This window comes from Alteromonas macleodii ATCC 27126 (genome assembly GCF_000172635.2).
GTDB classification, from domain to species: Bacteria; Pseudomonadota; Gammaproteobacteria; order Enterobacterales; family Alteromonadaceae; genus Alteromonas; species Alteromonas macleodii.
The window spans coordinates 602,759-622,320 of the sequence record NC_018632.1; the positions used below are offsets into that span (position 1 = coordinate 602,759).

Annotated in this window: 21 protein-coding genes; 16 read left to right on the top strand and 5 right to left on the bottom strand. The window is 45.1% G+C overall.

What is annotated here, in order from left to right; genetic code table 11:
• Positions 1-17 precede the first annotated feature (17 nt).
• Entirely contained in the window at positions 18-1,913 is a 1,896-nt protein-coding gene (parE, locus tag MASE_RS02640; protein ID WP_014948210.1) for a DNA topoisomerase IV subunit B, read from the top strand.
• A gap of 124 nt (positions 1,914-2,037) precedes the next feature.
• Here the strand turns inward: parE and MASE_RS02645 are convergent, their stop codons facing one another.
• Positions 2,038-2,712 carry a hypothetical protein gene (locus MASE_RS02645; RefSeq protein WP_039231969.1) on the bottom strand — a complete coding sequence of 225 codons (675 nt, stop codon included), beginning with the start codon at positions 2,710-2,712 and terminating at the stop codon, positions 2,038-2,040.
• A 212-nt stretch (positions 2,713-2,924) separates the two neighbouring features.
• Between MASE_RS02645 and MASE_RS02650 the strand changes: the two genes are divergently transcribed.
• Entirely contained in the window at positions 2,925-3,626 is a 702-nt protein-coding gene (locus tag MASE_RS02650; protein ID WP_014948212.1) for an HAD family hydrolase, read from the top strand.
• A gap of 178 nt (positions 3,627-3,804) precedes the next feature.
• Positions 3,805-5,100, top strand: coding sequence for a hypothetical protein (locus tag MASE_RS02655; RefSeq protein ID WP_014948213.1), 1,296 nt, complete (start codon positions 3,805-3,807; stop codon positions 5,098-5,100).
• 102 nt (positions 5,101-5,202) lie between these two features.
• Here the strand turns inward: MASE_RS02655 and MASE_RS02660 are convergent, their stop codons facing one another.
• Entirely contained in the window at positions 5,203-5,535 is a 333-nt protein-coding gene (locus MASE_RS02660; protein ID WP_014948214.1) for a hypothetical protein, read from the bottom strand.
• Between the two features lie 280 nt (positions 5,536-5,815).
• Between MASE_RS02660 and MASE_RS02665 the strand changes: the two genes are divergently transcribed.
• Positions 5,816-6,007, top strand: coding sequence for a hypothetical protein (locus MASE_RS02665; protein WP_014948215.1), 192 nt, complete (start codon positions 5,816-5,818; stop codon positions 6,005-6,007).
• Between the two features lies 1 nt (position 6,008).
• Here the strand turns inward: MASE_RS02665 and epmB are convergent, their stop codons facing one another.
• Complete coding sequence (gene epmB / locus MASE_RS02670) at positions 6,009-7,034, bottom strand: EF-P beta-lysylation protein EpmB (protein WP_014948216.1); 1,026 nt, start codon at positions 7,032-7,034, stop codon at positions 6,009-6,011.
• A gap of 36 nt (positions 7,035-7,070) precedes the next feature.
• Between epmB and efp the strand changes: the two genes are divergently transcribed.
• The 5 genes from efp to MASE_RS02695 all read left to right on the top strand — a co-directional run bounded on the left by efp (position 7,071) and on the right by MASE_RS02695 (position 12,783).
• The gene (gene efp / locus MASE_RS02675; RefSeq protein ID WP_014948217.1) at positions 7,071-7,640 is read left to right on the top strand and encodes an elongation factor P; all 570 of its coding nucleotides are present in this window, start codon (positions 7,071-7,073) and stop codon (positions 7,638-7,640) included.
• 85 nt (positions 7,641-7,725) lie between these two features.
• Positions 7,726-8,694 (top strand): elongation factor P--(R)-beta-lysine ligase, encoded by a 969-nt coding sequence (epmA, locus tag MASE_RS02680; RefSeq protein ID WP_014948218.1) that lies wholly within the window; start codon positions 7,726-7,728, stop codon positions 8,692-8,694.
• 173 nt (positions 8,695-8,867) lie between these two features.
• The gene (locus MASE_RS02685) at positions 8,868-11,378 is read left to right on the top strand and encodes a TonB-dependent receptor (RefSeq protein ID WP_014948219.1); all 2,511 of its coding nucleotides are present in this window, start codon (positions 8,868-8,870) and stop codon (positions 11,376-11,378) included.
• Positions 11,379-11,547: 169 nt separating this feature from the next.
• Entirely contained in the window at positions 11,548-12,165 is a 618-nt protein-coding gene (locus tag MASE_RS02690; RefSeq protein WP_014948220.1) for a hypothetical protein, read from the top strand.
• Between the two features lie 99 nt (positions 12,166-12,264).
• On the top strand, positions 12,265-12,783 hold the full coding sequence (locus MASE_RS02695; RefSeq protein WP_014948221.1) for a GNAT family N-acetyltransferase: 519 nt from the start codon (positions 12,265-12,267) through the stop codon (positions 12,781-12,783).
• Positions 12,784-12,820: 37 nt separating this feature from the next.
• On the opposite strand, the gene MASE_RS02700 is transcribed toward MASE_RS02695, so the two are convergent.
• Both MASE_RS02700 and MASE_RS02705 read right to left on the bottom strand, forming a co-directional pair.
• Positions 12,821-13,429, bottom strand: a complete 609-nt coding sequence (locus tag MASE_RS02700) for a peptidylprolyl isomerase (RefSeq protein WP_014975652.1) — start codon at positions 13,427-13,429, stop codon at positions 12,821-12,823.
• A 49-nt stretch (positions 13,430-13,478) separates the two neighbouring features.
• Entirely contained in the window at positions 13,479-14,711 is a 1,233-nt protein-coding gene (locus MASE_RS02705) for a methyltransferase (RefSeq protein ID WP_014948223.1), read from the bottom strand.
• Positions 14,712-14,947: 236 nt separating this feature from the next.
• Between MASE_RS02705 and MASE_RS02710 the strand changes: the two genes are divergently transcribed.
• The 7 genes from MASE_RS02710 (at position 14,948) to MASE_RS02740 (ending at position 19,560) form a co-directional block, all read left to right on the top strand.
• On the top strand, positions 14,948-16,030 hold the full coding sequence (locus tag MASE_RS02710; protein WP_014948224.1) for a hypothetical protein: 1,083 nt from the start codon (positions 14,948-14,950) through the stop codon (positions 16,028-16,030).
• Positions 16,031-16,168: 138 nt separating this feature from the next.
• Positions 16,169-16,810 carry an alpha-ketoglutarate-dependent dioxygenase AlkB family protein gene (locus MASE_RS02715; protein WP_014948225.1) on the top strand — a complete coding sequence of 214 codons (642 nt, stop codon included), beginning with the start codon at positions 16,169-16,171 and terminating at the stop codon, positions 16,808-16,810.
• A 5-nt stretch (positions 16,811-16,815) separates the two neighbouring features.
• Positions 16,816-17,136 carry a BolA family protein gene (locus tag MASE_RS02720; protein WP_014948226.1) on the top strand — a complete coding sequence of 107 codons (321 nt, stop codon included), beginning with the start codon at positions 16,816-16,818 and terminating at the stop codon, positions 17,134-17,136.
• Between the two features lie 31 nt (positions 17,137-17,167).
• Complete coding sequence (locus tag MASE_RS02725; RefSeq protein WP_014948227.1) at positions 17,168-17,860, top strand: phosphatase PAP2 family protein; 693 nt, start codon at positions 17,168-17,170, stop codon at positions 17,858-17,860.
• 2 nt (positions 17,861-17,862) lie between these two features.
• The gene (locus MASE_RS02730) at positions 17,863-18,504 is read left to right on the top strand and encodes a nucleotidyltransferase family protein (protein WP_014948228.1); all 642 of its coding nucleotides are present in this window, start codon (positions 17,863-17,865) and stop codon (positions 18,502-18,504) included.
• A gap of 377 nt (positions 18,505-18,881) precedes the next feature.
• Positions 18,882-19,364, top strand: a complete 483-nt coding sequence (locus tag MASE_RS02735; RefSeq protein ID WP_014948229.1) for a hypothetical protein — start codon at positions 18,882-18,884, stop codon at positions 19,362-19,364.
• The gene (locus MASE_RS02740; protein ID WP_014948230.1) at positions 19,357-19,560 is read left to right on the top strand and encodes a helix-turn-helix transcriptional regulator; all 204 of its coding nucleotides are present in this window, start codon (positions 19,357-19,359) and stop codon (positions 19,558-19,560) included. The genes MASE_RS02735 and MASE_RS02740 overlap by 8 nt, the downstream gene beginning before the upstream one ends.
• Positions 19,561-19,562 lie beyond the last annotated feature (2 nt).

The following is a 19,562-nucleotide window of genomic DNA, read 5'->3' on the forward strand; positions in this document are numbered from 1 at the left end:
AAATAACAACCATAACTATGTCAAATCAATACAATTCAGATGCTATCGAGGTTTTAAACGGCCTTGACCCCGTAAAACGCCGCCCTGGTATGTATACCGACACTACCCGCCCAAATCACTTGGGTCAGGAAGTCATCGATAACAGTGTGGATGAAGCGCTTGCTGGGCACGCCTCTAACATCAAAGTAATTTTGCATGAAGACCAATCGTTAGAAGTTATCGACGATGGTCGTGGTATGCCGGTAGATATCCACCCTGAAGAAGGGATATCAGGCGTAGAGCTTATTCTATGTAAGCTTCACGCGGGTGGTAAATTTTCAAATAAAAACTATGCCTTCTCTGGTGGTCTTCACGGGGTGGGGATCTCGGTAGTTAACGCGCTTTCAACCCGCGTAGAAGTAACTATTCGACGAGACAGTAACGTATACCAAATTGCCTTTGAAAACGGCGACAAAGTCGAAGACTTACAAGTTATTGATACCTGTGGTAAACGCAATACAGGAACTCGTGTTCACTTCTGGCCTGACCCGCAATATTTCGATTCGGCTAAATTCTCAGCCAGTCGACTTGTGCACAACTTGCGCGCTAAAGCGGTATTAAGCCCGGGTCTGCGCATTCGTTTCGACAACAAGATCACCAAAGAAAGCCAAGAGTGGTATTACGAAGATGGTCTTAAAGACTACCTCTATCAAGCGGTAGAAGAGTTTGAAACCTTGCCGTCTGACACGCCATTTGTAGGTACATTTAGTGGCAACACAGAAGCCGCCGATTGGGCTGTAATGTGGTTGCCTGAAGGTGGTGATTTAGTAACGGAAAGCTACGTTAACCTTATTCCTACAGCGCAAGGCGGTACACACGTTAACGGGTTGCGCCAAGGCTTACTAGAGTCCATGCGCGAATTTTGCGAATTTAGAAACTTAATGCCTCGTGGCGTTAAGTTATCGCCAGATGACATTTGGGACCGTTGTGCCTATATCCTGTCGACTAAGATGCAGGACCCGCAGTTTGCTGGTCAAACTAAAGAACGCTTGTCTTCACGTCAGGCCAGCGCGTTTGTATCAGGCGTGGTGAAAGACGCATTCAGCCTTTGGTTAAACCAACACACTGAAATTGCTGAAGCGCTTGCTGAAATGTGTATCAACAATGCACAGCGCCGCCTGCGTCAAACCAAAAAGGTTGCGCGTAAAAAGGTCACTCAAGGGCCGGCACTACCAGGCAAACTGACCGACTGCTCATCACAAGATATTTCTTACTCTGAACTGTTTTTAGTAGAGGGTGACTCGGCGGGTGGCTCGGCCAAGCAAGCGCGAGACCGAGAGTTTCAGGCAATTATGCCGCTGCGCGGTAAAATCTTAAATAGCTGGGAAGTCGACTCTTCTCAGGTACTGGCTTCACAGGAAATTCACGATATTTCAGTTGCGCTGGGTATCGACCCAGACTCGACGGACCTGTCTGGTTTGCGCTACGGTAAAATATGTATTCTTGCCGATGCTGACTCCGATGGGCTACACATTGCTACCTTATTATGTGCGCTCTTTGTACGTCATTTCAGAACCTTGGTTGAACAAGGTCATGTGTATGTCGCTATGCCGCCGCTATTTAGAATAGATGTAGGCAAAGAGGTGTATTACGCGCTAGATGAAGGCGAGAAGCAGGGCATTCTTGACCGAATTGAAGCGGAAAAGAAACGCGGTAAAGTCAACGTACAGCGCTTTAAAGGCTTGGGTGAAATGAACCCGCTACAGCTTCGCGAAACAACCATGGGCCCGAACACCCGTCGGCTTGTTCAGCTGACCATTGAAGACGCGGAAGAAATGATGGAGTTGATGGACATGCTTCTTGCTAAGAAGCGTTCTGGCGACCGTAAAACATGGCTTGAAAGCAAAGGTAATATGGCCGAAGTGGCGTTGTAGATTGCAGAAACGCGCCGCTTTTGTGCTTATTTATAGAAGCGTGTATCGATAACGCTGTTCAAACAAGTGACCGCTAGACAAGCAACCTTATCGCTACATGAAGCAAATCGAAAACGCCGAGATACTATCCTGATACGGAAATTTCTCGGCGTTTTAGTTTGTGCATTTGCAATAAAATACTGCCACGCATAATTACGCTCGTACCATTTAAGATAAGCAGCGGCCAGCTTTGGCTTAATGGCATTGTTAGGCCAAACAATAAAGTGCTAACGTCTTTTATCAATATATTGCGAAACAGCGCAAATGACAGCGACCCCACTTTTTGTCTGCGCTGCAGTACAAACCACTGGTGCAGTGAACCTTGAAATAAGATAACGGTAACGACCAGCATTAATGTGTTTGCGCCAAGCTGTGCAAGCGTTGGGAATGGCCGAAAAGCAATGGAAAGTGTGCCACCAATAAGGGCTAGCAGAGCAACAGCGGCAACGTAACCTGAAATTGTAGTGCGCCTGTGTTGCCATATTTTCCAAATGATAATGAGCGTAAGTATGAGCGCGCCAAATCGTGTCCACACCAAGTAATGGTTGAAAGGCTCTACCGAAATGCCAAATAGGAAAATTGAGAAAAAGGCAAAATAGCTAGAGCCAAACTGGTTAAGTGACAGACTGTGGTTAGCATCGTCACTTTCGCTAGAAACGGGCACGTGAAAGCGCGTCATGGCCTTAATTTGTGACCATAATCCTAACCATGTCAGTAAAAACAGCGCGGCACTGGCAAAGCCTAGTATGTGGTAAAGCACCCAATTTTCTCCACGTTGAAAATGTTCTAGCTCGTGAATGCCCCAGTGTATCACAGGACTGGCACTGTTCTGGCATGTTCTGACATATGGCATGCAAACAATCACCTTTAACAAAGCACTGCAGCAGGGGCTAAAGGTGTTATCGTTTTTTCGGTATCGATGACACCCAATATGTTTTCAAAACCGGTATTGAACTAGCAAGGAGGTTTATTTTGGCATTGCACTCAGTTTCTTCATCAACCCGCCAGTTAGCGGTAAGCGACAAAACCACAACGCTATTATTTGATCACGACGGTACCCTTATTGACTCAGAATCCGTACATTTTGACCTGTGGAAAGACATTTTGCTGAAGTACGATGTTGAACTAAGCGAAGATTTTTATTGTGAAGTGATGGCGGGTATTCCAGTAAAGCAAAATGCTGTCGATCTCGTCGAACATTTTAATATTGATGTAGCGCCGCAGCAGCTAGCAGAGCAAAAACACAAAAGCATTAGCGACTACTTAGACAAGCAAGCTTTCCCCTTAATGCCGTTTGCTAAGGAAGCTATTAAACAATGTGCAAACAAAGGCTATACCATTGGCATTGTGACTGGGGGAAGTAAAAAGTCGGTGGAAAAAACCTTATCTCAGTATGATTTGAGTGCTTTTATCTCTTGCGTGGTTGCCGTGGAAGATGTCGAAAACAGCAAACCAGCACCTGATTGTTACGCGCTTGCAATGGACAAGCTAGGAAAAATACCCGGTGAATGTGTGGCAATTGAAGACACGCAAACCGGCATGACAGCGGCACTTGCTGCAAACCTAGCTTGCGTTGTGATACCCACGGATTTGTCGAAACATCATAACTTGTCTGGTGCCACAGTGCGGTATACAAGCTTGAAAGACTGGGTGGACTGCGAACTCGTTTTTTAGCGAATGCGGTGGAGGTTAATTGCCGACTTGTCGTGCCACTTGTCACTGGTGGCGCGAAAATAGATAACGTAGTATAACCAGCACGTTAGGGCGTAACTTTCTTTGTTTTACAGCAAAGAACGCCAGAGGCGCTAACTTATTTTTTATTCATTGTAATGACAGGTACAGCTGATTTCTCATGATTTTGCGTAGCGTAAAATGGCTTTTGATTACTCTTGCCATCATTGTTGTTCTGCTTGTAGTAAGCGTTGCTACGATTACGGTTATGGCTGTGCAAAAAACGCCATTAGTCGCATCGACAGCGCCCACACAGCTAGATGGTGCTGATAGCGTTAATGAACTCCTCGGTCAGCTGCAACAGGCGTTTTCCCGCCGAGAAGAGGGGCATAAAGTTACGCTCACCGAAACCCAAGTCGAAAGCTTAGTGGGTGTGTTACAGCGTGCATTACCTGACTTTAAGGGCGTAGTGAATATCACGCCGTTGGCGGGAACCATTAACGTCACTTACGCTATCAACAATACGGGCTATTATGTAAATGCGTCAGCACTAGTACTGCCTGGAGATAGCTTGCGTATAGAGCAAGTCCAAGTTGGCGACTTAACCATTCCGGGTCGTTTTTTACTTGGGTTTTTAGAGCGTACGGTGAACTCTTATACGCAATCAGAAATAGCCACCATTGCGTTATCGCGGGTTGAACGTGTGACCATGAGAAGCGGTGAACTTACCCTTGATGTTGGGCGTTTAGATGAGCTGCTAAGCGAGTTAAACGTGGTGGCGTCGAACATGTCGGTAAGCGAACAGACCGAGCTTCAGCAGTTATCAGCGTACTATTTACGTTATTTGTCTGGTAGAGAAATAGCCTTATCAAGTAAACCGGTATCCCTTATTGAATACTTGCGCGAGGGGATGGCACGGGCGAGAGAGCAAAGCCAAACCCCTCAAGATGCAGTACTGCATAATAATGCGGTAATCCTCGCTTTAGCGGTTTACGTTGGGCATCATCGTGTTGGGACTCTAGTGGGCGACATACAGCCAGATTCCGAAAAAGCGTTAAAGCCTCGCAGAGGTGCTGTGCTGCACAAGCGCAACGATTTGGCTCGTCACTTTATTATTTCTGCTGCATTAGAGTTAATGGCAGAACAAGGTATGTCCCTAGCAATTGGTGAGTTTAAAGAGCTAATGGACCGGGGCAACGGTGGTTCGGGCTATAGCTTTGTAGACTTAGCGGCAGACATGTCGGGTACTGAGTTTGCAAAGGTCGCTACCCATCCAAATACAGCGATGGAAGTGCAAAACGCGATTGCGCGCATTCAAAGTGAACTTGAAATCATCCCGCCTATTGAAGGGCTGCCCGAAGGCTTAAGTAAGCAAGTATTTACCGAGCAGTATCAGCGGGTGGACAGTGAAGCCTATTTGAAAGAAGTGCAGGAAATTAAGCGGAGAATTGCCTTGCTACCGCTTTATCAAAAATAAGCGGTAAGGCGCGTGAGAGTTCGCCGTAAGCGAGAAGCTAATGTCAAAAAAAAGCCCGCAAATAAAGCGGGCTTTTCGTTCATAGGTATATTTTAGTCCGCGCTAGCTTTTAGATAGGGATTGCTGAAATTGCGCAATGGTCACCAGCGCCAACTCTATTTTTTTAACTAATGGCGCTAGGGCTTGTTTGGCCGCATCATCATCCAGTTCCTTTAGCAATTGCCAGTCATTTGCAATCTCTTGAACATATGGACCAAAGCGTTTTGCTGATGTGCTAAACCCACTGTCATCTGCGAAAACGGCTGCAAACTTCCCTTTTTGATCGCGCTGTAAACTATCTAGTATTTGGTCGGCATCAACAGCTTTGCGGTGCAGCGTTTGAAGTGTTTCTTGAAGTTGTTGATGGACAGCTTGCATCTCTTGGCTCTGTTGCATGGTCACGCCTTTTGTTTCTAATGTAATCCGGTGCACGAGTTAGCCGCACACTTAATGTTCATATATATTGCGCAGCTATCATTATATGCTACGCCGAATGTATCACGGTAAATAATGATTAAAGTTTCGCCTTTCAAGGCCGATAACCTGAAGTCAGTTGTAAATTACGAAGTCTGCGGGTAATTGAGCCGCTTGCTATTTATGTAATGGACAACACGCCGTAAGGGTGGGCAATTCTGCCCATTTTTTTACTTTGCTACAAGCAACAAAGGAAAATGGTATGGATCTACAAGGTACTAGTGCCTCTGGAACGTCCGGTGCGTCACTTGAGTTGGCCTCTCTTAAGTTGGCAAAAAGCCAGCAAGAGCAAGAGGGAAAAGCGTCGCTTCAGCTGCTGGAATCAGCCGCTGACGTACCAAAAACGTCATCTTCAAACCCCGCGTTAGGCGCCAACATTGATACCTACGCGTAAGTTACGGATGCAAATGTAAGTCGATAGGCGTTTTGCCGGGTTGACCGCCAATTTCTCTCACCAGTTTTGGCACCAAGAAGCCCGGCAGACGCTTTATCGCTTCTTCCATAATTTCGCGGCCTTCATCATCACTCACATAAAAATGACTCGCACCCTGCACTTTATCTAACACGTGCAAGTAATAGGGCAGTACTCCAGCCTCAAATAGCGTTTCACTTAAATCACTTATGGCATCGCCGGAATCGTTTACACCTTTTAGCAATACCGACTGATTGAGCAGAGTCACACCTCTCTCTCGTAGTGTTTTTAATCGGGATTTTAGCGTTTCTGACATCTCATTTGCGTGGTTTGCATGCAGCACTAATACTTTTTGAAGCGGCAATGCGGTAAACCATTCAACAAAGTCATGGCTAATTCGTTCTGGTAGCACTACCGGCAGACGGCTATGAATACGCAGGCGTTTTATATGGGGAATGGTGGTAATTTCGTTGGCTAACCACGACAAATGTTCATCTTTCGCCATCAGTGGGTCGCCACCTGAAAAAATCACCTCATTAATTTTGTTATTACTGCGAAGGTATTCAAGCACATCAAGCCATTGGTGCTTACTTACCGCATTGTCGGCGTATGGAAAATGGCGGCGAAAACAGTAACGGCAGTTTACTGCACAGCCAGTGCGAACCATTAACAACACGCGAGAATCGTATTTGTGCAGTATGCCTTTGCCTGCGGTGTCGTGCTCGTCTAACGGATCTTCGCTATAACCGGGTGATGTTAGGAATTCATCGCTGAGCGGCATGACTTGCAAAAACAGCGGGTCGTTGGGATTTTCTTTTTCCATCAGATCCACAAAATGTCGTGGAACACGCATAGGAAAAAGACGACGTGCTTTAATGTGTTGTGCGTATTTTTCTTGGTCTAAACCTAAGTGTTGCAATAGCTTTGCAGGATCAGTAAAGCTACTTGCTAATTCTTTTTGCCAGTTATGCTCTACAGAAATCGGTTTTTTAGGTATTATTTGTTCCACGAAACTTTTTGTACCTTATGTTTAGACAGAGGAATTATGGCTAATTACAGCACTAACGAGTTCAAAGGCGGCCTGAAAATCATGCTGGACGGCGAACCTTGCAACATTCTAGAAAACGAATACGTAAAGCCGGGTAAGGGCCAAGCGTTTAACCGCGTAAAAATCCGCAAGCTTATTTCAGGTAAAGTTTTAGAAAAAACTTTCCGCTCAGGTGAATCAGTAGAAGGCGCTGACGTAATGGATACGGAACTTGCCTACTTGTACACCGACGGCGAATTCTACCACTTTATGAACAACGATACATTCGAACAAATCGCTGCAGACGAAAAAGCGGTAGGCGAGAATACCAAGTGGTTGGTAGAAAACGACGTTTGCACCATTACACTGTGGAACGGTTCACCTATCACAGTAACGCCGCCAAACTTCGTTGAGCTTGAAATCACTGAAACTGATCCTGGTCTTAAAGGTGATACAGCAGGTACTGGTGGTAAGCCAGCAACGCTTAGCACTGGTGCAGTTGTTCGCGTTCCTCTATTCGTTCAAACAGGCGAAGTTATCCGTGTAGATACGCGCTCTGGCGAATACGTGTCTCGCGCACAAAAATAATATCTGAGACATTCTGTATACGTGTAAAGCCGGTGCCTTAGTGTACCGGTTTTTTGTTTTAGCTATTCTTTTTAGGTTTGAATACATGCAATCTTGGCAGCCTACTACCACTTATGAAGCCCGTGTTGCGCGAGCAGAATTACTCAGAACAATCCGTGAGTTTTTTTACGCAAGAAACGTGTTAGAGGTCGATACGCCTTTACTTTCAAACGGTACGGTTACCGATGAGCATTTAGATGCGTTTGATACACAATTCAATTTTGCCTCATCCGGTAAGCCAACTACGCTGTATCTTCAAACTTCCCCTGAATATGCCATGAAGCGGTTACTGTGCGCTGACAGCGGTAGTATTTACCAAGTGTGTAAAGCGTTTCGCCATGAAGGTGAAGGGCGCTGGCACAATCCAGAGTTTACCATGCTAGAGTGGTACCGCTTAGGTTTTGATCATTTTGCGCTAATGGACGAGGTTGACGCCTTGCTGCAAGAAACCTTAAACACGGCTTCGGCCGATAAGATGACGTATCAGCAAGCTTTTCAAACCTATTTAAATATTGACCCGTTAAGTGCTGATAACGACGTTTTGCTAAAGGCAATGGAAGAGCAGAACATAGATATTCATGCGCCGCAAAATCTAAGCTATGACAGTAAGTTACAACTGTTATTCAGCTATGCAATCGAACCTAAAATCGGTAACGAAAAACCGTGCTTCATCTACGATTTCCCTGCTTCTCAGGCGGCGCTTGCTAAACTAAGCCCAGTTGATGAACGGGTTGCCGAACGCTTTGAGGTGTATTACCAAGGCGCTGAACTTGCTAACGGTTTTCATGAGTTAAGTGCAGCAAAAGAGCAGCGGCTGCGCTTTGAAACGGATAACAGAAAGCGCGAAGAACATGGCCTTCCCACTAAGCCCATTGATGAAAACTTTCTAAGTGCGCTTGACGCAGGTTTGCCACCGTGTGCGGGTGTGGCGCTGGGCATCGATCGTTTGCTTATGCTTAAAACCAATGCAAAACACATACAAGAAGTGATCAACTTTACGGTAAGCAGAGCTTAGAGACTTTTAATGGGGCAGAAATGCGAAGGCTTTGCACCTAAATAGTTACAAAACATTAAATTAGCGTAGATAAGGGGTAACTTACATTGGCCTGCGGTTGACATGAGCACGGCAATGCTGAAAAATGTTATAACATCACTAGATAATGTTATAACATCCTCAGAGGAATACCCATGAAAATGCGTTCGCTGCTAAGTTTGTCCATAGCAGGGCTGTTAAGTGCGCCTGTGTATGCCACCACAGTAACGGGAAAAGTCACCGACACGGCAGGGCAACCTGTTGCAGGGGCTGAAGTAAAGATTGAAGGCAGCCGCCGTGTAGCATACACCGATGCAAATGGTATTTACCGTTTTGACGATGTAAAGCAGCCACACATTCATTTACATGTTTATTCTTCTAACTACATTCATGGTGATAACGACTTAGGCGACGTAAATACGGATCAAAATGTAGACTTCGTTTTAAAGCCTGCATCCGTCGAAAATATCGTGGTTACCGCCAATGCGCTTCAATCATCAGTACTGGAATCTGTTACGCCAGTGACCGTAATTGGTGCTGAAAAATTACGTAAAATAGAAGCACCAACCTTAGGGGAAACCCTAAAAAACGCGCCTGGTGTGCACAGCACTTATTTTGGCCCGGTTTCAAGCAGCCCAGTTATTCGCGGTAACGATGGCCCGCGTGTCAAGATTGTTCAAAACGGTTTGGATGTATCTGATGTATCTCGAGTAGGTCCAGATCACAATGTCGCCACCACACTCTCAAGTGCAACGCAGGTGGAAGTACTTCGCGGTCCTGCGACGCTTCAATACGGCAGTGGCGCTATTGGTGGTGTTGTAAACGTTGTTGACAAACGTATTCCTCAGTATCAGATAGACGGCGTAGAAGGCGAAGCCGAGACCAGCTACAGCACAGTAAATAACGGTTCTTATACCCGTGCTGATGTAACTGGCGGAAGCGGTAATATCGTATGGCATGTAGATGGCTTTTATCGCGACACAGACAATGCTGACATCCCAGACTTCGCATCTATCGACCCCGATGAAGATGAACCAAACGGTGTGCTAGAAAGCAGCGCAATGGAGACGCGTAACGTCGTTGCAGGTTTATCTTACGTGGCCGAAGAAGGCTACTTCGGTTTTGCTGTTGAACAACTCGACAATAAATATGGCGTACCTGGCCATAGTCATGCTCATGGTGAGGAAGAGCACGATGAAGAGCATGAGGGCGAAGACCACGACCTTGAAGAACATGATCATGAAGAACACGCTGAAGAAGGCGTGTTACTTGATGTAGATATGACCCGTTATCAAGCAGCCGGTGAGTGGCACTCTCCAGTACGTGGACTTACAAACCTTAAGTTTGCCGCAGCCTACACCGATTACGAACATGCTGAAATTGAAGACGGTGAACCAGGTACTGTATTTACTAATGAGTCGAGCGATATCCGTCTTTCTGCTTACCACGAAGAAGTGAACGGCTGGCACGGCGTATTCGGGCTACAGTTTAATCATAGCGATTACAATGCCGTAGGCGAAGAAGCCTTTACCCCCGCTAATACTACATCGAGCTACGCACTTTATGTTATAGAACAAAAGAAAGTAGGTGATGTAACCTTTGAGCTTGGTGGCCGACTAGAGCGAACGACTTTGGATGCTGACGCAAGCGAAGTAGAACTTGACGTTTTACATGAAGAACATGATGAGCATGAAGGTGAGGAGCACGAAGGCGAAGAGCACGATGAAGAGCATGAGGGTGAAGAACATGAAGAGCACGCTGTTGCTTTCAACTTCCCTGATTATGACTTCACCAGCCTGTCGCTTTCAGCGGGCGCTAACTGGGAATACCAGGAAGGACACTCTATTGCAGTGACTTTATCACGCAGCGAACGCGCGCCTAGCCAGCAAGAACTTTTCTCTGCTGGCCAGCACTTAGCAACGCAAAGCTACGAAGTAGGTCTAGTATTTGATATGGACGAGGAAGGCCATATCGAAGAAACACTTAAAGGCGTAAAAGAAGAAGTTAGTACCAACCTAGATATTACTTTCCGTAAGTTTACCGGAAGCTGGGGCTACAGTGCGTCGTTCTTCTACAATCAAGCAGATGACTATATCTTCCAAACAAGCACAGGCTTAATTGCGCTCAGCGAGCACGAAGAACACGATGAGCACGAAGAGGAAGGATTAGAAAGCGAGCACGAAGAATATGGACATGATGAACACGGCGATGAAGAAGGCTTGCCAATTTATTATTTCCAACAGGCTGACGCTGACATCTGGGGCTTTGAAGCAGAAACTTACGTTGATTTAACAGACACGCTACGCTTAACCGTATTTGGTGACTATATCCGCGCAGAAATTGAAGACGACAACCTTCCGCGCACGCCGCCTATGCGCTTTGGTAGTGAATTAAGCTACGTGAACGATGGTTTAAGTGCTGACGTTGGCTTTACGTGGTACGACGACCAAAATGACGTTGCGTCATTTGAGACTGCAACCGACGGCTACACCTTGGTTAACGCAAGCGTGCAATATGAGTTTGGCACGCAGGGCATTGACTGGGTAGTGTTTGCGCGCGGTGAAAACCTAACTGACGAGGAAGCCCGTGTTCATACATCTTTCTTAAAAGACCAAGCACCGCTTCCAGGTAGAAACTTTACTATGGGTGTGAGAGCGTTGTTTTAATTAAACAACTCCACTGCGGTATACAAGGCGATGTATTGGGGCTCTCAGTACATCGCCTTTTTTATACTCGGGGGAAAGTGGTCAGTACGATTTTTTCTAGTTGAATAAACTGTAAAGATAAACATGCTTAAGATGGTAAACGTCGAGCGGTTGTGAAGTAGAGGTGAAAATGAATGAAATAGCGAATTGGTTAAGTACGCAAACCGAAAAACACATGGTGTTAGGTTATGGAAGCTTACTTAGCAAAGACAGCCGAGAGCGCTACTCCAACATTTCTACACCAGGGATCCCTGTGACGGTTTCAGGCTTCGAAAGGGCATGGGTGACGCGTAGTCTTCATGAAAAACAGACTTACGTTGGCGCCGTGGCCAATGCGCATTGCAAATTAAACGCCCAGCTTATCCCAACACAAATTAACCCTGCCTTACAGGAAAGAGAAAAAGACTATCGGTTTGTCGAAGTAAGCGCTAAAGCACTCAACTTTCATCAACACAAGGGGTCTGCGTCCTTAGACGATGTGCTTGCACAATTTACCTTTTGGATTTGCGAAACACTCGATTGTACACAGGCAAATGACGCCTATCCCGTACATCAAACGTACGTAGATACATGCTTGAGTGGATGCTTAGAGCACGGTGGTATAGAGGAAGCCGAGCGATTTATCGTCCATACATCGTTGTGGGAGCACCCAAGAGTAAACGACAGAGCGAACCCGAAGTACCCCCGCGCGGCAGTGGTCAACCCAGACCACTTTGAGCACATAGACAGGCTTCTATCAAAGAGATAGTGTTTGCCTTAGGTCTTACTTCTAGTTATACGTTCAAATGTAGAGGTACAAAAGCGAGTACTACATGCGCGTCATAAAAACTTTGCTAAAAGGATTAGTGTGAACACAAACACCGCTATTTTTACAAACGATAAAATAACGCTACGGCCGCTTACTTTTGATGATAAACACTGGGTACTTGCGCTGCAGCAGGACCCGCTATGGCTTAGATACATTGGAAGTAAAAATGTCGATACAGTAGACGATGCGTGTGACTACATTGGCAAAACAAATGCGCAGCGCGTAGAGTGGGGGTATGGCCTGCTGGCTGTCGAATTAACCGAAACCAAACAACCGTTAGGGGTTTGTGGTCTCTTCAATCGCTTTGCATTTGAATGTCCAGATTTAGGCTTTGCCATGCTGCCTGAAGCAAGAGGCAAAGGTATATGTTATGAGGCATGTCAGTGTGTTATAGCGTGGTCTGCGTCTAAGGGCTATCGTTTTTTAACAGCCATGACGCACCCAGAAAATATGGCGTCGCAAAAGCTTTTACAGCGCTTAGGATTTAACAAGCAGGGCTTTTACTTCGACAAAACGTTCCCAAAACAGCATTTGTTCAGGTTGGAATTACAGCCATAAAGCATTGCTCTTTATGGCTGTTTGTATCTGTTAATCGCTATAAGGGCGGTAACACGGTCATCTTTTTAATAATGATCGGCTCAATGGGTACGTTATTCGCGTTAAGGCGAATCGAATATTCAGTTTCTACTTCCGACATGGCATCAACAATATCTTCGCCTTCAACAATTACGCCAAAAACCGCGTAGCCCCAGTCTCTTCCGGGGTTTAAGCTGCTGTTGTCATTCACGTTGAAGAAAAATTGTCGGTTTGCGGTATGCGGGTCACCTTGTCTTGCCATTGCAATGGTGTGCAGGTCGTTAGTCAAACCGTTACCAGACTCATTGAAGATATCTGGAAAGTTCGACTTGCCGTTGAAGTCTGCCGTATAACCACCACCTTGCACAACAAAACCAGGCACGATGCGGTGAAAAATGGTGTCTTCGTAGGCGCGCTTATCAACATAACGAAGAAAGTTATTTACGGTAATTGGCGCACGTCTTCTGTCCAGTTCAACCACAATATCGCCCATGGTGGTTTCTATTTTCACCCGAGGGTAATAGTTATCTGGCTGAACCTGAGACCCATCGTCTTTCTTGGCCATAACGGGTGAACTGCTGCCTATTAGCATGATAGCGGTCAGCAGTGATAAAAGTATTTTCTTCATAAAAATGCCTTTAAATGTTTTCCTTAATTCGCGCATGTTTTTTGATCGCTTATCGTTTTGCAGTGCCTAAGATAACGAACTTTTTGTCACTCGCAAGTACCTTAGCGCCACCAAACAACTTTTTAAGTTTAATGTGATAGTCGAGGTGTCGGTTACCAACCACCACTAAGTGACCGCTTTTAATAAGTACGTCCCGGGAATCAGTGAACATTTGCCATGCAATATGGTCAGTGATTGCGTTTTGTTGATGAAACGGTGGGTTACACAGAATTTTGGTAACAGCAGGTTTATTCTCTCTATTGATTAATGTTTCAAGGCAATTACTTGCAACAAACTCACATTGATCAATTTTATCCGGGAAGTTGTTGAGCACATTGAGTCTGGCACTTTCTAATGCCATATAGGACTCATCCACAAATATTACTTTGGCATCAGGGGCAAGAGAAAGGGCATTAACCCCCAGTACTCCGTTGCCGCAGCCTAAATCTACCACCACATCATTAGCGCTCACCGTCATATGTTCAAGCATAATGCGAGCGCCTATATCTAATGACTGTCGGGAAAACGTATTCGCCAGATTGTCTATAGTTAACGCCGTTCCCATCGTACTTTTACACTGCCAGCGCGTCGGATAGGGCGAGTCAGATAGTTTTATTGACTCACGAGGCGAAGCGAACACAAGCCGCGATTTCTTCTTGGCAAGGGACGTGGTGGTGGGGCCAATATATCGCTCAAATAGGTTGAGTACGGATTTTGTGATGGTCTTCACTTTACCGGTTGCGATAACACGCGTGTCAGGTGTTATATATTTTTGTAAATCAATAAGCTGCTGTTCAAGAAGTGCAAGGGCGCGGGGGACCTTCAGCACAACAAGACTCGGCGCCTTTTCTGGCTTAAACGTTAAGCTTTGCACGCTAGTCAAGGTTTTCAGCGGCGCGGTTAGCAGGCCGTTTTTATTGCTCGTTTCTGCATTACCCAGTAAATGATTGGCTTTTAAATTCTCAGAGAGTGATCGCAAAGATATGTAGGAGTCAGATACCCAGTAAGGTGCTAAGTGCGAAAACCAACAACCTAACGCGCCGAAATCGTCGTTAAAAATCATCATTGAGCCATCATTGTCGCCACTGCCAATTGAAAGCGACGCTTCACTTAATAAGCTCTCAATGTGCTCAATAACGAGTTCATCAGCGCTATCCCATGCTTGAAGGCTTATGTGCTGGTGCTTTTCAGGGTAGCGAATAAGCGAGAATTGTCGGTCGGCAAAAATAAATTCTGTATTCATTGGAGTCTGTTTTCAGAGAAGGCTCAAAGCACTCACATACTTTTGGGAATGCCTATTTGGTTTATGTACGCGTTGCCTATCTTATCATATCAGCTACGCGGCTCTAACAGCCAAGAAGACTCAAAACGCGAATGTTTCGATGATAATAAAAGGTAAAACGTTTACTTTGTTTTATTTATGTGAAAATATTGTTAATTAAATCTCATCTGACCACTTGATAATTAACTGAGAAAACTATGAAAACACGACTGATAATTCTACTGTCCATTGCCTTTTCAACGCTCTCTCTAAATGTTAAAGCTGAAGTAACTTTCCCTGATGCCGCCTTTAGTAATTTAGATTACGGTTTGTATTGGTTTGACTACAACGACGCAAAAAAAGCGAATGTTAATGAACCTAATCCATACTACAACGCCAATAATAAAACGGTCATCTACATTCACGGATGGCAAAACGGCTCGGTAACGGAGCGTCGTCGCGAGACGTTGAATCGTTCAAACTCGGGAGGACCTAACGAAGACCTCGCATGGTATTGGTTAGATAGAGGGTATAATGTAGGGATTCTGTATTGGAACCAGTTTGCAGATGAGTCTGAAGTTAAAGATGCTGAAGCCAAGATTCATTCGGCTTCTGGTCCTCGAAATATGCGCTGGAAGTCGTCAAATGGCAGCTACAGCTCGGGACCAAGCTCTTCGGTAACACAGTTACTTTACAACTCACTCACGAATGGAATGCCTAACTTTAATGGTAGCGAGCTCCGCATAGCGGGTCACTCTTTGGGGAATCAGCTCGCGCTTACTATTTCAGAGAAATTAGACGATGCGGTAAATAGAGGTGTTCTGACATCATCATATCGGCCAAATCGTATCGCATTGCTCGACCCTTTCTATTCCATAGGCGAAAAATCTTATCTGAATAACGATTGGACTGGTGAGAGAAGTAAAAGCATTGTTGATGCACTAAAAGCTAAGGGAATTGCCATTGAAGCGTATCGTAGCTCGCCGGTTACCAGCACATTTCTTGCTGGTGACAATAACGCTAGCCTAATGAATAGCATTGCATTTTCAGAGCTAAAACCATGGAATTTTTCTTGGTGGCAAGTGGCTGAGAAGCACGGTGCTGCAGTGACTCACTATTTTTGGTCACGAGCTTTCAGCCCGTTGACACTTGACGGAAGCAATACCCAAGTACCGAGCGCATCGGCGAGCAGTACCGTAATCAAAACGTGGATGAACAAGAATAAAGGCGTTATTCAAGACAGCGGTGCATACAGTGCCACACCTGCAGATGACGACTTCAAAGAAAAATCACGCTTATAGAAGTTAACATCAATCCACATTAGCAATGCATGCGTAATTAAGGTGTAATTGGGGGAACTTCAAAAGTGTGTTTAAACACTTTTGAGATCAAGTGCCCATAGCCAAAATTAAAAATCACCGGAAATATTATAGTTACGCATGCAGTTTTCTCTTTTCGAGACCCCAGAAAACAATAGCTCATCTCATAAGCTCCCGCTGTCAGAGGGCGACGTCACTTATTTTCCTCAGGCGCTATCAAAAAATGATGCAGATACTTTTTTTGAGTTACTGAAGGCCGAGTTACCCTGGCGTCAGGACTCGATCAGATTGTTTGGCAAGCCGGTAAAAATTCCCCGCCTTCAGAGCTGGCACGGCGATGACGATTGCACCTATACCTATTCGAATTTAACCATGTCGCCAAATCCGTGGACGAACAGCCTTTTAAGCATTAAGGATTGTTGTGAAGCGTTATGTGCTGCAACCCAAAATACAAAGTTCAACAGTGTGTTAGCGAATTGGTATCGTGACGGACAAGATAGCATGAGCTTTCATTCAGATGATGAGCCTGAGTTGGGTATAAACCCGGTTATTGCATCCGTCACCTTAGGTGAAGCAAGGCCCTTTGTTTTTAAGCACAAAGAAACAAAGGAAAAGTATACACAGGTGCTTGAGCACGGCAGTGTATTAATTATGGCAGGAACAACACAAAGTCATTATGTGCACGGTATTGCGAAGACGGCTAAGCCTATCGGTGGTAGAATTAATCTTACATTCCGACATCTTATTCACAGAACAAGGTAAGCCAAATGCAAGTAAAAGCGTTTCTGGAAACTACGATTGAAGCTGCACTTAATCCGAGTTTTCTCGAGGTTGTAGATGAGAGTTTTATGCACAATGTTCCAGAAGGGGCTCAAAGTCATTTCAAAGTAACGGTAGTGAGCGATGCTTTTGAGGGTAAGCGCTTAATAGCGAGACACAGAGAAATTAACGGTCTTGCGGCTGAAGCGCTGCAGGGGCCTGTTCATGCGTTGGCACTTCACACGTATACGCCGACAGAGTGGGAAGCTCGAGGTGGGCAATCTATGGTATCGCCAAACTGCCTAGGTGGTAGCAAGCACGACCAATAACGCTCTTTTTGTACTAAATGGAAGTAGATTTATGACAAGCAGTGAAACGAAAAACAGCGGCGCGCTAGCCTCTTACTTAGACATCATTAAAACACCCTCTATTCAGGTGTTACTACTTGGCACCGGTTTTTTGCTTATGATGTTGTTTGTCTACATGGGCGTGCTGACTACGTTTGACGATGCGTTATTCAATGTAATTAGTGAAGCAGGCAATGTATCGGGTTGGAAAGAAGACGCGCTTCGCGATATCACCGCGTTAGGCAGTAATACGGCACTTATCTTTGTCACGATTTCAGTTGCCGGAGCCTTGGCGATGGCCGGTGAAAAGAAAAAGGCACTGACTTTTTTGATTGCTGTTGCCGTGGGGATCGCAACGACTTTCTTACTCAAAGCTGGCATCGACAGGCCTCGTCCTCCGCTGCCCATGCAGGATGTAAGTGTGTATACACAAAGCTTCCCCTCTGCACATGCTACCTTATCTACGCTTGTTTATTTCTATATCGCCTATTTGTTAACGTACTTCACGCAAAACGCTTCAGTAAAAGTGTGGATCTACATGGCAGCCACCTTTCTTGTATTTTGTATTGGCTTAAGCCGCATTTTATTGGGCGTGCATTGGCCTAGCGACATTATTGCAGGGTGGTTTGCTGGTGGCAGTATGGCTGCCTTTTGCTTTTATATCATCAAGTGGAAACGCAAACTGCGTATAAAAGGCGAAGGTTAAACGTGCAAGATTTCAAGCGGCTAGGCGACATGATTAAGCGGGATCCTTTTCGCATGCGTTGCCTTCGCGCTTTGAGAGCGCTCGATTTACCGCAAGGGTACATTGGTGCTGGATTTGTTCGAAATGCCATATGGGATGAGTTACACGCAAGAGCGACACCAACTCCCCTTAACGATATTGATGTGATTTACTTTAGTGGTGAAATTAATCCGCCGCAAAGTGTTGCGAGTGCCGATAATACATTGGAATCAGTACCTCAACCGCAAGCTTACTCACCAAATTCTGCAGCTGCTAAACCAGGGCTGAAAGCACAAGAACACGCCATAGAACGCGAGCTAGCGCGTATGGTTCCTCAAGCTAATTGGCAAGTTAAAAACCAAGCGCGTATGCACGTAGCTCACGCGCACGCTCCCTATCAAAATTGCCACGACGCTATTTCTTATTGGATAGAACGAGAAACCTGTGTTGCGGTTCGTCTTTTAGCCAATGATGATTTAGACATACTCGCGCCATTTGGTTTGGAAGCAAACTTCGCCGGCACCATAAGTATTAACCCAAAATATCCAAGGCCCGAAGTTTTTAAACAGCGACTAGCTTCTAAGAATTGGCTTACTGTTTGGCCTTTGTTGAAAGTTCATAAATAACTGGAAAGCAGTACATATTTGTACGAATTGGCACGCAATGTTTCAGACTATACTTTGATTAATCAAAGCCATAATAAACGTTCTTCTGCACAATAATACATTGTTCATTTCTGCATTCATACTATCAGTAAAGCATTACGAATTAGCCAATTTATCCCGGCATTTCCTCTGTACCTATCGTCGAAAAAATTACGAAAGAACGTAGTTACAGTAAACGCGGCACACGTGTGTTGCATAAAAAACTTGCATTCATGTAACCTTTGGGTATCATTGATACCTAAGGGTTACATATGATCCGTTTAGGTATCATATGTGACATTAGAACGCAGTGAGCTTTAATCGGCATCAATGCGCCGTTAATAATAGGGAATTTAAAAATGGCAACATCAATTTTGGTACCACCAGAGACGGAACAAGAGTATTTAACAATCACGGGTAAAGTCAGTCTCGCCTTAGCTTTATTTGTGCTATTCCAAGTTGCATTAGCTGTAATTGGCAATACAGACTCAGTTATTCACTGGGCACTAGAGGTAGCTTCATTAGCAAGTGCCATTTACTGCGTAGCATTAGGTATTAAATCAACGAAGTTTGCCAAAAATATATCCCGGTTGGGTTTTTGGACACTAACATTTGACGATGAATATGTGGACTACGTCAGCTCATTTAGCTTGCGCATTACCTGTCATATACTGATTTTCGGCACACTGATTCTCGCTTTTTGGGGGGACAGTAGGTGGTTTGTAGAAGTAATTGCTCCCTTTGAGATTACCAATGCTCTTCAAGTCTTACTTGGTGTAGCCGCGGCTGCTCATGGAACATCCATTTTGTGGAAGTTGCGCGAGGAAGAGCTAGATGAATGAAGATTTAGATAACCACATTCACAAGCTCCGATTGCAACATAAAATCTCTCAGCAAGAGTTAGCTGATGCGATAGGTGTTTCCAGAAAAACTATAAGTACCGTGGAAACCGGACGTTTCACACCATCGGTAGTTATTGCTCTAAAAATTGCCGAATATTTTGCTATTCCAGTTGAGCAAGTATTCGCACTTAAATAAAT